Annotated in this window: 11 protein-coding genes and 1 pseudogene; 7 read left to right on the top strand and 5 right to left on the bottom strand. The window is 68.8% G+C overall.

The features are described from left to right. Positions 1–10 precede the first annotated feature (10 nt). Both AC0VYN_RS16685 and AC0VYN_RS16680 read left to right on the top strand, forming a co-directional pair. Positions 11–607 carry an SRPBCC family protein gene (locus AC0VYN_RS16685; protein WP_475536693.1) on the top strand — a complete coding sequence of 199 codons (597 nt, stop codon included), beginning with the start codon at positions 11–13 and terminating at the stop codon, positions 605–607. Positions 608–644: 37 nt separating this feature from the next. Continuing rightward, entirely contained in the window at positions 645–2,957 is a 2,313-nt protein-coding gene (locus tag AC0VYN_RS16680) for an FdhF/YdeP family oxidoreductase (RefSeq protein ID WP_475536692.1), read from the top strand. Between the two features lie 76 nt (positions 2,958–3,033). Here AC0VYN_RS16680 and AC0VYN_RS16675 read toward each other — a convergent pair. Further along, positions 3,034–3,265 (bottom strand): annotated as a pseudogene (locus tag AC0VYN_RS16675) (hypothetical protein); the annotation flags it as partial. Between the two features lie 696 nt (positions 3,266–3,961). On the opposite strand from AC0VYN_RS16675, the gene AC0VYN_RS16670 reads away from it, so the two are divergent. The 3 genes from AC0VYN_RS16670 to AC0VYN_RS16660 all read left to right on the top strand — a co-directional run bounded on the left by AC0VYN_RS16670 (position 3,962) and on the right by AC0VYN_RS16660 (position 5,398). Then, a complete protein-coding gene (locus tag AC0VYN_RS16670) occupies positions 3,962–4,531 on the top strand; it encodes a GNAT family N-acetyltransferase (RefSeq protein WP_475536691.1) in 570 nt (189 codons plus the stop codon). A 304-nt stretch (positions 4,532–4,835) separates the two neighbouring features. After that, the gene (locus tag AC0VYN_RS16665; RefSeq protein WP_475536690.1) at positions 4,836–5,108 is read left to right on the top strand and encodes a hypothetical protein; all 273 of its coding nucleotides are present in this window, start codon (positions 4,836–4,838) and stop codon (positions 5,106–5,108) included. Between the two features lie 11 nt (positions 5,109–5,119). Continuing rightward, positions 5,120–5,398: a hypothetical protein gene (locus AC0VYN_RS16660; protein WP_475536689.1), complete on the top strand. Its 279-nt coding sequence runs from the start codon at positions 5,120–5,122 to the stop codon at positions 5,396–5,398. A gap of 1,166 nt (positions 5,399–6,564) precedes the next feature. Here AC0VYN_RS16660 and AC0VYN_RS16655 read toward each other — a convergent pair. The 4 genes from AC0VYN_RS16655 to AC0VYN_RS16640 form a co-directional block, all read right to left on the bottom strand. Continuing rightward, complete coding sequence (locus AC0VYN_RS16655; protein ID WP_475536688.1) at positions 6,565–7,074, bottom strand: hypothetical protein; 510 nt, start codon at positions 7,072–7,074, stop codon at positions 6,565–6,567. Between the two features lie 101 nt (positions 7,075–7,175). Next, on the bottom strand, positions 7,176–7,463 hold the full coding sequence (locus AC0VYN_RS16650; RefSeq protein ID WP_475536687.1) for a hypothetical protein: 288 nt from the start codon (positions 7,461–7,463) through the stop codon (positions 7,176–7,178). A gap of 231 nt (positions 7,464–7,694) precedes the next feature. Continuing rightward, positions 7,695–10,112, bottom strand: coding sequence for an ABC transporter permease (locus tag AC0VYN_RS16645; protein WP_475536686.1), 2,418 nt, complete (start codon positions 10,110–10,112; stop codon positions 7,695–7,697). Further along, positions 10,109–10,801 (bottom strand): ABC transporter ATP-binding protein, encoded by a 693-nt coding sequence (locus tag AC0VYN_RS16640; protein WP_475536685.1) that lies wholly within the window; start codon positions 10,799–10,801, stop codon positions 10,109–10,111. Before AC0VYN_RS16640 ends, AC0VYN_RS16645 begins: the two co-directional genes overlap by 4 nt. A gap of 220 nt (positions 10,802–11,021) precedes the next feature. Between AC0VYN_RS16640 and AC0VYN_RS16635 the strand changes: the two genes are divergently transcribed. Together AC0VYN_RS16635 and AC0VYN_RS16630 are read left to right on the top strand one after the other, a co-directional pair. After that, a complete protein-coding gene (locus AC0VYN_RS16635; RefSeq protein WP_475536684.1) occupies positions 11,022–12,317 on the top strand; it encodes a sensor histidine kinase in 1,296 nt (431 codons plus the stop codon). Beyond that, the gene (locus tag AC0VYN_RS16630; protein ID WP_475536683.1) at positions 12,314–13,021 is read left to right on the top strand and encodes a response regulator; all 708 of its coding nucleotides are present in this window, start codon (positions 12,314–12,316) and stop codon (positions 13,019–13,021) included. The genes AC0VYN_RS16635 and AC0VYN_RS16630 overlap by 4 nt, the downstream gene beginning before the upstream one ends. The last annotated feature ends 131 nt before the right edge of the window (positions 13,022–13,152 follow it).

The raw sequence follows: 13,152 nt of genomic DNA, 5'->3' as shown, positions 1-13,152 counted from the left end.
AAGAAGGATCATGATGGCGCACGAAGAGGACGACGGGCGCACCGACGGCGACGGCGTCACACGCCGCCGTCCGCTGCGTGAGTGGCACGTCGAGGAGACGGTCGAGGTCGCGGTGCCGGTCCGCACGGCCTACAACCAGTGGACGCAGTTCAAGACGTTTCCGCGCTTCTCGGCCGTGGTGCGCGACGTCGAGCAGGTCAGGCCCACCGTCACCACGTGGACCATCGGCTACGGCCTGCTGCGCCACCGTTTCCCGGTCGAGATCGCGGAGCAGGACCCCGACGCCTACCTGGCCTGGCGTGGCCTGGAGCAGCACCCCACCCACGAGGGCGAGGTCGAGTTCAGGCCCACGGGGTCCGGCGGCACCGCGATCACGGTCCGGATGCTCCTGCGGCCGCACGGGGCCGCGAAGGCCCTCACCCGCTCCCCCAGCGTCACGGGGCTGACCGCCCGGCTGGTGCGCGCCGAACTGGTCAACTTCAAGCACTTCATCGAAGGACTCGGCCAGGAGGGCGGCGCCTGGCGCGGCACCATCCGCAACGGCCGCGTCCAGCACGACACCCCTGAACCGCCCAGGAGCCGTGTCGCCCAGTGGCCCGTCGGCTGACCCGCCCACCCGCACACGGCAAGAGAAAGGCCAAGCGATGCAGAACCCGTCCGGTCAGGAGCCGGAGACCTCCCTCTCCGTGACACCGCCGAAGAAGTGGGCGGCCGGGGTCCCCGCCGTCGTGCACGCGCTGGAGTACTCCCTGGAGCAGACCTCCCCGCGCAAGACCGGGGTCGACCTGCTCACCATGAACCAGGTGGGCGGGATCGACTGCCCCGGCTGCGCGTGGGCCGACCCCGCCCCGGGCCAGCGCCATCGCAACGAGTACTGCGAGAACGGCGCCAAGCACATCAACGACGAGGCCACGACGCGCCGGATCACCGCCGACTTCTTCCGCGAGCACAGCGTGTCCGATCTGGCCGCCCGTTCCGACATGTGGCTCAACCAGCAGGGCCGGCTCACCGAGCCGATGGTCAAACGGCCCGGATCGGACCACTACGAGCCCATCGGCTGGAACGACGCCCTGGGCGTCCTCGCGCAGGAACTCAAAGGGCTGGACTCGCCCGACGAGGCGGTCTTCTACACCTCCGGCCGGGCCAGCAACGAAGCCGCTTTCGTCTTCCAGCTCTTCGCCCGGGCCCTGGGGACCAACAACCTGCCCGACTGCAGCAACATGTGCCACGAGTCCAGCGGCTTCGCCCTGAACGAGACGCTCGGCGTCGGCAAGGGCACCGTGAGTCTCGACGACCTCCACCACGCGGACCTGATCTTCCTGGTGGGGCAGAACCCGGGCAGCAACCACCCGCGGCAGCTCTCGGCCCTGGAGGAGGCCAAGCGCAACGGCGGCCGCATCGTGGCGGTCAACCCGTTGCCGGAGGCGGGGCTGCGGCGCTTCAAGAACCCGCAGAAGCCGCGCGGGGTCGTGGGGCGGGGCACCCAGATCGCCGACCGCTTCCTGCACATCAAACCGGGCGGGGACCTCGCCCTGTTCCAGGCACTGAACCGGCTGCTGCTGGAGGCGGAGGACGCGCGTCCCGGCACCGTCCTGGACCACGACTTCATCAACGCCCACACCTCCGGTTTCGAGGACTTCGCCCGGCACGCCCGCACAGTCGACTGGGACGACGTGCACGCGGCGACGGGGCTGACCCGCCAGGAGATCGAGAAGGTCCGCGACGAGGTCCTGCGCAGCGAACGGGTCATCGTGTGCTGGGCAATGGGCATCACCCAGCACAAGCACGGCGTACCCACCGTCCGGGAGATCGTCAACTTCCTGATGTTGCGTGGCAGCCTGGGGCGCGCGGGCACGGGCGCCTGCCCGGTGCGCGGCCACAGCAACGTCCAGGGCGACCGCACCATGGGGATCTGGGAGCAGATGCCGGACACCTTCCTGGACGCCCTGCAGACGGAGTTCGGCTTCAACCCGCCGCGCCCGCACGGCCTGGACTCGGTGAACTCGATCAAGGCGATGCTGGAGGGCCGCATCAAGGTCTTCCTCGCCCTGGCCGGGAACTTCGTGCGCGCGGCGCCCGACAGCGAGGTCACCGAGAAGGCGATGCGGTCGTGCCGGCTGACCGCCCACATCTCCACCAAGCTCAACCGCTCGCACACTGTCTGCGGCGACACCGCCCTGATCCTGCCGACGCTGGGGCGCACCGAGCGTGACGTCCAGGCCGACGGCGAGCAGTTCGTCACCGTCGAGAATTCCATGAGCGAGGTGCACACCTCCCAAGGGCGGCTCGAACCGGCCTCGCGCATGCTGCTGAGCGAGGTCGCCATCCTGTGCCGGCTCGCCCGACTGGCCGCCGACGGCGTGGGAGACATCCCCTGGGCCAGGTTCGAGGGCGACTACAACACCATCCGCGACAGCATCTCCCGGATCGTGCCGGGCTTCCACGACTTCAACGCCCGGGTGACCCGTCCGGGAGGCTTCCAGCTGCCCAACCCGGTCAACGAGGGCGTGTTCAGGACCGAGACCGGCAAGGCCCGGTTCACCTGCAACGAGCGGGTGGTCCCCCTGGCCCCCCAGGGGCACCTGCTGCTGCAGACCCTGCGCTCCCACGACCAGTGGAACACCGTCCCGTACACCAACAACGACCGCTACCGCGGTATCCACGGCAGCCGCCACGTCGTCCTGGTCAACCCGGCCGACCTGGCCGAACTCGGCCTCGCCCAGGGCGACCGGGTGGACCTGGTGAGCGTCTGGGAGGACGGCACCGAGCGCCGGGCGGAAAATTTCGAGGTCGTGTCCTACCCGGCGGCCAAGGGTTCGGCCGCCGCCTACTACCCGGAGACGAACGTCCTGGTGCCGCTCGACAGCGTCGCCGACATGAGCAACCAGCCCACGTCGAAGGGCATCGTCGTCCGCCTGGAACCCTCGGGCGGCCGGTCCCGGCCGGCACCCGTCTGACCGGGGCCGGGACCGGGACGGTCGTACCCCGGGCGGGGCCCGCGGACGTAAGGCGGTGACGTGCCGGCGGCTGGAGTCAGGGGCGTTCGTACAGCTGGAGCAGGCCGCCCACGGCAGAAGCATCCGGCGCCGAGGCGCGTGCCCCAGTCGGCGATGCCAGCGTTGGCCAGGCTGCCGGTGGCGGGGCGGGTGGAGGCGGCGAGTGCCGAGATCATGAAGAGGACGGAGCCGAGCTGGTTCACGGCGGCGATCCACCAGCCGAGGCTGCGGCGGCGCAGGCAGGACCGGCCGCGGTGGCAGATCTCGACGCCCGAGGTGCGAGCGGGCTGTTTGCTGTTCCGGCCCCGGCTACGCCGGGCGTGCGCGCTGCGGGGCAGCTGTTGCAGGTCCTGGACGGCCACGCAGGACCCGACGGAAGACGTCGCTTGACGCCTCGAATGAAAGTGGTCCAGGCGTCGAACTCCGGGGCCGCCGTGTCTTCTCTCGTCAGGTCTCCACGACCGCGGTGAGCATACGGACCGCCACGAGGCACCGGCCAGGGGTGCCACATCACCCACTCATTTCTCGAGGGAGCATCCGAATGTCCGCTGTCCCGCACCACGGAGCCGGGCCGACACCGTGGCGGCGGGCAAGACGCTGCTGACGCCACTCGAAGGCGAGGCGCCGGGCCCTCCCACACCAACAGCTGCCCATCCAAGCCCGCGTCGCCGTGGCAGCCGCGCGAGAGCGACGTCCCAGATCTCCGGGCACACGGACGTCATGTCCGTGCGCCCTGCCTGAAGCCGCTGCAAACCCGGATGCCGGAATCGGCCGCTGCTTCTACCAGACTGCGTGCGCTACGAGCCCGAGCGTCAACATGTGGCTGGAGGAGGAGAACGGCCTCTACAAGATCACTACTCGCGGCACGGATGCCGAGTGCTGCTCTTGAAAAGGCGTGACTGCCGGGCAGTCGTGATGCGAAAATCAGTCCGCAACTTGATCCACATCGCCTCCTGGAGGTCCGCATGGACGTCGCCTCACTGCTTCCGTTGACCACGGCCCGGTTGTCGCTGCGTCTGTTCACTCCCGGCGACGCCGACGACCTGTACGCCTACCAGAGCCTGCCGAGCGTGGCGCGCTACTTGTACCGGCCGACGCACACGCGTGAGCGCAGCGAGCAGGTTGCCGCCGCGCGCGCGGCGCAGACGGCCTGGCGCGCCGACGGAGACAAGCTGGCGCTCGCTGTCTGCCGACATGATGAGCCCGGCGTCCTTGGCGAGGTGAGCCTCTCCCTGGCCGATGCCCGCGCCGCCCAGGCCGAGATCGGCTGGACTCTCGACCCAGGTCACCAGGGGCACGGCTACGCGACCGAGGCGGCCGCGGCGCTGGCCGGGTTTGCCTTCGACACGCTGGGCGTGCACCGGCTCTACGCACGGCTGGATGTGGAGAACACCGGGTCTGTGCGAGTCTGTGAGCGCCTCGGGATGCGGCGGGAGGCGCACCTGGTCGAGAACGACCTCGACGGGGATCGCTGGGGCAGCGAGTACATCTACGCGGCGCTGTCCGCGGATCTTGGCAGTCGATCAGGCGATTGAGCCCGACGCCGCCTCCTGTTCGTGATCTTCCATATGGGAAGAGTTTTTCGCCGGAGCAGCCTCCGTTCCCGGCGTCGCTCCCGGCCGCAACTCGGGACCGACAACATCAGGACGACGACACTCGCCGTCGCCGCGTCGAATCTGCGCACAGCCCTCGCTTCCCCATGCGAACACCGGACCGAACACGGCCTCCGGTCGGCGCAGTCTGCGACGAAGATCGATGGCATGCACACCCGTTCCACCAGCGGCAGACGTGCGCGGAGGATCCGGACGCACTCGCTGCGGCAGGTGCGACTGATTCGCCATGATGGTTGTCAAGCAACGGTCCGTAGGCTGCGGCCCATGGAAATCGTTGATCGCTGCCGTCCGTGAGCAGGCAGAAGCTGCCCATTTTCTCGCTTGGCCGGGTGACTTCGACCTGGACCGAGACGATCACGTCGAGGAGGTGCACCTCGCCTCGGGCGCCGCGCTTGAAGGGTTCGCCGGTGACGGTGCTGGCGGCACGTACTTCTTCTGCGGTGAAGGCGGCGAGGAACGTCCCATCCTCTATGCCGACTCCGAAGGTGGTCGGCTCTGATCGCCATCGGCGTGCAGGAGTTGGTGCGGCTTGTGCTGGTCGTCCCGTGGTGGCGCGACTGCCAAGCGTTCACAGACGAGGAGAGTCACGAGCTCGAGGCCGAGTATCTGGAGGACATACCAGACCTCGTGGCCCGAAGAGACCGCGCCGCCACAGCTCTTGGCCTCGATCTTCCAGACCGGGCCGAGGTGCTGGCTCGTTTGCGGGAGGTAGCCACTCGGCTGGGGAAAGACTTCGTTCTGGTCTTCACGCCGGAGGGCCATTCCTACGAGCCGCTTTTCACCGACTGAGACTCAGGTCGCGGCGAGCTCCTTGTGGGACTGTCCGCCGGATGGCCGGCGACCGGGTCGACATGGTCTTGCAGTGCGGGGTATCAGCTGCTGAGGTCGAACACTCCCCCACGCAGAGCACGACTCGGCCTGGACGTAGATCCTGCTTCCCCGGCCGACGCCCCCGGCGGCCGGGGGCACGTCCATCGGGCAGGATGAGCAGACCGACGTCCGCGGGGTGAGCGGGCGGGGTGAGATCGCCGATAGGGGAGGTCAGGCGGTCAGCAGCTCGTCAAGGTGCTGGACGGAACGCGGAGTGTCCGTCTCATCGGTCATGGCTACCAGCCTCGCGTGGTACTCCCGGGGTGATGGGCAGAGCGTCCTCGTAGATCCACTCGCGCCCCGCGACTCGCCGTCTGCCTGGGGAATTGCGCCGCCGATCCGGAAGCCAACCGGGTCTCGTCGGATACTGGAACCCCTTCGGGTCGTTTTCTGCACGGGCATGAGAAGAGGATCTACCATCCCTGGTCATGGGCAGCAGAGAGTGGAGAACGCTGATAGGCGCCGTGGGCGCCAGCGCGCTGGGCTGGGGTGCTGCCGGGGCCGTGCACCTTCGATTCGTGTACCACAGCAATGGGGGACGTCGGGGCGGATGGAACCTCCCCGAGGGAGGCGGGTGGTACGAGTTCGCCATGTTCAGCGGGTGCATCGTGACGATGTACTCGATTCCTGGTCTCCTGCGTCGCACGGAGTGGTGGCCGGCTCTGAGCCTCAGCCTTGGATCCGTTGTGGGCATGGTCTCGGTACTGATGCTGGGGCAAGGGCAGCGGTACTGGGTCGCCGTCTGTGTCATGACCCTCATCGGAGTCGCGGCTCCCCTGGTGAACAGGCTGTGGGGCCGCCACCACCCGATCTTGGGAGACACGTAGGCGGCCAGGTTCGAGAATCGCCCCTGTGCGCGACGCTCAGCCGCGCTGCCCAGGCCGGGACTACCTCGAAGCTCCAAGAGGAGAAGAGGCTGTCGCAGCTGCTGTCATCGCGGCGCAGCGCCCCGGGCGGTGACCCGGTCAGTACCGGCCACGGGCCTGAGGAATCCCTGCCGGCTTTCGTCGATGATCTTGTCGTTGACGCGCTGAGCCGCCGCCGCAGTAAGAAGCGACCGAACCGCAGCAAGCAGCCTCGGACGGTCAAATCCCCGCTTCTGTTGCCGGTCTCGTGCGCAGGAACTGCTTCGCCACCTCGATTGCTTCCCTGTTGAGTTCTTCGACGGAGACTCCCCAGCTCCCGTCCCAGTCGTCCAGGTTGAGAGCGCACGAGACGAGGGACTGCAGCTCTTCGGGGTAGCCGAGGTCGTAGGCGATGTCTGTCCAGATGAGGTAGGTGCCAGTGGCGGGCTCCAGGGTTCCGTCGGCTATCTGGCCGGCAATCCAGTGGGCCATTGCCCACTCGACGGCTCGAGGGTCGGCGGGCGGCTGGACGGACAGTCCCCGCTCCTCCAGGACCTGATCGAAGAGCGCCGGCGCTTCGGGTTCCTCGCTGCGGAGGAGGCCGGCCAGCATGGCGAGGGAGGGACTCTCGACCACGGCCAGGAGTGCGTCTAGGCCGGCCTGGATGAGCCGGTCGGACCCGACGTGCCTACCGAATGCCCGCTCATGCGCGATGTTGCTGAGCTGCTTGAGGGCGTCATCACGGGTCATCAGAGCCTTCTCGGGAGGTAGTTGGGTAACGGACGCGCGTACGGTGAGCTGACTGGGCGGCCTGCGCCGCCTGCGTCCGTGGCATCTGCCGGTCGCCTGGGTCAGCGCCACTGCGGCGGGATGTTCTCCATCTGTTTCAGCAGGTCCCAGCCCTGGCGCTTGTGCTTGCGCTCCTCCAGCCGGCTGCTCCACGGAGCGCCTTGTCCCACCCAGTATCCGCGGTAGTTGCGCAGGCCCATGACGCCGGCGTCCCCGACTTCGGGGTCGTTGCCGCAGCAGGGACAGATTGCAGCCTCATTCGGCCATCCGCCCTCCCAGAAGTTCTCACCGGCGAAACCACAGACCCGGCAGACAGTCTCCGTCTCCGTCTCGTCCTCTGTGCTCGCCACGTCCGCAGTTCAACGATCGCTGCCACGCACCACGACCTCTTGATGAGCGTTACCGATCGGGGGGGGGCGGGCGGTCATTCGTCGTCGTCGAGCCGGTGAAGGACCTGCGCGAAGTCGCCGCAACCGAGCAGGCCGGTCAGTACCTGCGTGATGTTGCCGATGCCGGGGTCTTGAACGACAAGGCCGTCGGACCCAGCGGATCCGCTCTCGCGGCTTGCACTCCGCCGGACGCTACTCGGTGCGCAGCGCCGTGGCCGTACGAGCCCTGGCGGCCCAGCCTGCCGGGATCAGCGCGCCCAGCATCGCGATCACGACTCCGCCGAGCCCCAGCAGGAGCAGCTGGAAAGGCCCGTACACGTCGAAGACGAGCGACGGCAGTCCGGTGCCCACGGCACGCCCCATCACCGGCATGACGACGTGGTGCAGCGCGTACCCCACAGGGACGCCGAGCACTGCGCCGATCACGCCGATCCCGGCCACCGAGGCGAGCACGAGGCTCAGGACCTGCCGCGGCGACATGCCGATCGCCTTGCAGACGCCCAGATCGTGGATGCGTTCCCGGGTGTCGAGGACCACGGAGTTGAGCACGCCGAGACCGGCCACAACGATCAGCATGAGGGTGAGCAGCACCGCCATCGCGGCCATGATGAGGATGACGCCGTCCTGCCCCGACTCGGAGCTGGTCGTGGCGTCGCCCCCCAGCGGCTGTATGACCGCGGCGACCTTCTGCGCGTACTCGTCGGCGGAGACGCCGGACTTCGTCTCGACGAGGAAGGTGCTGGGCTCAGCCAACGTGAAGTCGGCCATGTCCGCGTGGATCTCCAGCCGGCTGCCCGACGTGTCGAAGGACTCGCCCACGATCCGCAGGTTCACGGTCTCCTTCTCGTAGGTCACCCGCACCGTGTCACCGAGCTTGGTGCTGGTTCTTTCCAGGAAACGCGAGGGCACCACGACCTGTCCCTTGCCGGTGATCCAGTGCCCGGAGAGCAGCTCGTAGCTGCCGGGGCGCGAATCGCCCTCGTAGAGGCTGGCCTGGATCGATCCTGAGACCCCGGCCACGGCGACCTCGGTCCGAACCTTGCCGTAGTAGGACTCCGTACCCGGCTGCGACGTGATGGCGGACCGTACCTTCGCCGGGTCGGCGGTCTTGGGCTTCTTGGACGTGCTCGCAGCGCTGTTCTCCGCGGGAGGCGGATCTCCCGCGTCGCCCCCCACAGGAGGCGGCGGCGGAGCGACTTCGATCGCCTTGGTCGTCGTAACCGTGACCGCAGCACGGTTCTCGGGGTCCTGCGAGGTGCCGATCGCGTTCAGGGACGAGGTCAGCCCCACTGCGAACGTCGCCGCGACAGTGCCGGACGCCACCGCTAACAGCATCGCGAGGGTGCGTACCGGATGTGTGAAGGGGGTGGCGAGACCGTAGGTCACCGGCCGCGGCAACGGCAGCCTCCCCATCGCCCGGTGTGCCCACTGACCGCGCCCCGTGCGCGGCACCCGGCCGACCGCGATGGCCTCAACCGTGCGCAGCCTGCCGGCCCGCAACGCGGGAATCACCGCCGCGAGCCCCACGACGGCCAGGGCGGCGGCCGGCACCGCAACGTCCACCCACCCGGCCGCCGAGAGCGGGACGCCGCCGTACACCGACTCGGTTTCGGACAACAGCGGCACTGCCAGGAGGTTGCCGAGGACGACACCCAGGGCGATGCCGACGACGGCCGGGATCAGCGCCTGGGTCATGTAGGCGCGCACGACGTCGCGCGGAGTGAAGCCGATGGCCTTGAGGATGCCGATCCTGCGCAGGCTGGTGCCGACCGCGCCACTGATGACGCTGCTGACGATGATCACCGACATCACAATGCCGAGCGCGCCAAAAGCCATCACGAACGGGACGGTCGCCGCCGCGCCCTGATCAGCGGCGCGTTTGGTGTCCAGCCAGGACTGGATCCCGAGCAGTGCCCCGGACCCCACGGAGGCGGCGAGCTTCTTCCGGTCGGCGAGGACCTGCTGCTTCGTACTCGCGGAGTCGAAGCGGTAGAGCATCTGACTCGAGACCCGGTTGCCCTTCGATCCCAGCGCGTGGACCTGCGCGGGGGCCGCCCAGGCGTCGGCGGTCTCGCTGGCCGACACGGCGAAGCCGACGATCGACAGGGTCGGGGCGCCCTTGGAGTTCGACGTCTTCATGGGGGTGCCGATCCCGATGGCGGGCCCCTCGAACGACGCGTCGAGCACGATCTCGCCGGGCTTCTGTACCCACCGGCCCGACTTCAGATCCACCCGGTCCACGGCGCCGTCAGGACCGGGCCGCCCTACCAGGGTCAGCGTCGGCAGCTGGAAGCCCGACCGGTCCACCGGGCGGACCGCCGTGGACGGGTACGGTCCCGCGCTCGCGGCGACGCCGGGCAGCTTCCCGGTCCTCGCCAGCTGCGCCTCACTCACCCTGGCCGGATCGAACTGCGCGGTGATGTGCGAACCCCGCTGCTTCTCGAAGGCGTTGTCGAAGGGGGCGGTCGCGGCGACCATCAGCGACCCGGCGACCACGGCCGAGGCCACGGCCATCATCGTGGCCACGGCGATCATCACGGTCTGCACCCGCCGTCGGCCGACGCCGGAACGTACGACCCGGCCCAGCGCGCCGGTACCGAACAGGCTCATCGGACGGCCCGCGCGTAGGACTCAAGGGCGACCTGACCGTCGACCAGGTGAACAGTGCGGCTCGCGCACGCCTCCGCCAGCGTCAGGTCATGTGTCACCAGCACGATGGTCTGTCCGGCGCGGTGCAGATCCATCAGCAGATTGCGAACGTCGTGGCCGGAGGCGGTGTCGAGCGCACCAGTGGGCTCGTCGGCGAGCAGCAGTGCGGGCCGGTTGACCAACGCCCGGGCGACTGCGACCCGTTGGCGTTCACCTCCGGACAATCGGCCCGGGTAGGCGCGGGCATGTTCCAGGATGCCCAGCATCTCCATGAGCTCACCCGCGCGGGCCGCGGCCCTGCGCCGACTGGTCCCGGTCAGTTGGGCCGGGAGCTGAATGTTGTCGGTGACGGTGAGATCGTCGAGAAGGTTGAAGAACTGGAAGACCATGCCGATGTGCTCGCGACGGAACTTGGCGAGGGCGTGCTCGCCCAACTGGTCGATCCGTCGCCCAGCCACGATCACGGCGCCATCGGTCGGCTTGTCCAGGCCGGCGACAAGGTTCAGCAGAGTGGACTTGCCGCTGCCGGAAGGGCCCGTAACGGCAAGGGCCTCACCCTTGGCGACCCTGAGCGTGAGCGGTCCGAGCGACGGCGCGCCGGCGCTGTCGTAGCGCTTCGCCACACCCTCCAGTTCGATCATTTGATGCATATCAGTCGTCCGTCCTTCCGGTCGCGAGAGGCACACGTCGTTGCCGGTCCCGCGAATCTAGAGGTGCCGCGTATGGGGCACGTCGGCCGCGGAACCAACATCCATTCCTTCCTACGGAGGAATCGGCCGCGGAGTCATCCCTGAGAAGTAGGCCTGTGGGGCAATGCCCTGGCCGGACGGGTGGACGCGGGCCGGGCGGAGAGCGCAGCACAATGCACGGATGGAGACGGAAAACCGCCGTAACTGGCATCAGCAAATCATCGACGCGCTACGCCCTGAGGCGAAATCCGTTCCGTCCCGGCGAGCGGTGCGCGCCGATGTGGTGCTGGCGCTCGTACTGACCGTCCTTGCCCTGTTCGTGGCGGTGCGCTATCCCGGCGACGGGCCGGTGGACATCAACCCCCCTACGGTGGACGCCGGAACCGGGGTCCCGGCCCCGCCCTCGCCGCCCGATCCTGATGGGGTGCCCGTGGAGGAAGAACCCTCCCCCATGCCCTGGGCCCTGGTCGTCCTGTCGACGCTGCCGCTGGCAGCCCGGCGCCGGTATCCGCTGACCTTGTTCACGGTGGTGCTGAGCGCAGCACTGGCCATCGGCAGCTCCGCCTCCTGGATCACCGTCCTGGCCTGTGTCATCGGCGCATACAGCGCCGTCGTATACAGCCGTTACCGGATAACGGCGATCGCCGTCCTGGTGATCGCCGCCGCGCTGTCCGGTTTCGCTTTCCGCAACGCGGAACCGGTACTCCCGGGATGGTCCAGCCCAGGATTCGTGCTCCTGGTGGCAGGGACGCTGGCCAGCCTCGTCCGTCTTCTGCAACTGCGGCTGGCGTCCAGTCGGGACCGGATGACAGAACTGCAGGCCGCTCAGGAGGAGGCCACGCGCCGCGCCGTCGAGGAGGAGCGCGCCCGCATCGCCGCCGAACTGCACGACGTCGTGAGCCACAATGTGAGCGTGATGGTGATCCAGGCCGGCGCGGCCCGCAAAGTGATGGACCTGGCTCCCGAGCAGTCGAAGGAGGCACTGCTGGCCGTCGAGGCGGGCGGTAGGGCCGCCATGGCCGAACTCCGCCACGTGATGGACCTGCTGGCCGCCCCGGACCACGAGAAGCCCGACGGCCTGGAGCCTCAGCCGGGGCTCGCACAGCTCGACGCGCTCGTCGCACGAGTACGCGCCGCCGGTACACCCGTGAGCGTCGGAGTGTCGTTGCCGCCAGATCCTCTACCACCGGGGGTGGACCTCGCGGCGTATCGCGTCGTCCAGGAAGCGCTGACCAACACGATCAAACATGCGCGCGGCGCGCAGGCGTTCGTCGCCGTTGGCTACACCGAAGCCTGTCTGGAGATCGAGATCACGGACACCGGTGGCGCCAAGGAGTGCCCGCCAACGCAGAGCAACGGCCGTGGCCACATGGGGCTGCGCGAGCGGCTGGCCGTCTACAAGGGCGAACTGACGGCCGGACCGACGCCGACCGACGGCTACCGGGTGACGGCCCGCATCCCACGGAGCACGGCATGACCGCGGACCGGCCGCCTCTGCGCGCCGTCATCGCCGATGATCAAGCCCTTGTACGCACCGGCTTCAAAATGATCCTGACTGCGGACGGCATTGAAGTGACGGCCGAGGCCGCCGACGGGGCCGAGGCGGTCGCAGCGGTTCGCCGTACGCGGCCCGACGTCGTCCTCATGGACATCCGGATGCCACAGATGGACGGCATCGAGGCCACCAGACGCATCATCGGCGACGCCGGCCTGGCCGAAACGCGGGTCATCATCCTCACCACATACGACCTCGACCACTACGTCTACGCCGCGCTCACTGCCGGCGCCAGCGGCTTCCTGCTCAAGGACGTCACCCCCGAACATCTGGTCTCCGCCTTACGCCTGGTGCGGACCGGAGACGCTCTTCTCGCGCCCACGATCACTCGTCGGCTGATTGAGCGCTTCGCCCCTCGCGACGAACCGCAGACCATCGCCCCGCACCGCGATCTGTCCGGCCTGACCCCGCGCGAGCTCGAGGTGCTCCGCCTACTCGCGACGGGCCTCAACAACGCCGAACTCGCCTCCCGGCTGTTCCTCAGCCCGACCACGGTCAAGAGCCACGTCGGCCGTATCCTGTCGAAGCTGGACCTGCGCGACCGCGTCCAGGCCGTCGTCTTCGCCTACGAGACAGGGCTGATCGCCCCGGGCGAGGCGCCTGGGGACTGTCCGGCGGATCACTGACGGAGCCATGGCCGGATCGCCGCGGCGGCGACGGTGGCTTGGAAGACGTAGGCCGCTTGTCGTAACGAGTAGCGACCGCGCGGGAGTTCTTGAGCCGGTTGATGGTCCGCGGGGCGGCTGCGGAGCGGCCG

The sequence above is a fragment of the Streptomyces sp. 63XJN7_1_ISO-PGPR-S23-121 genome, assembly GCF_056173025.1.
This window is presented reverse-complemented; position numbering and strand designations above follow the sequence as displayed.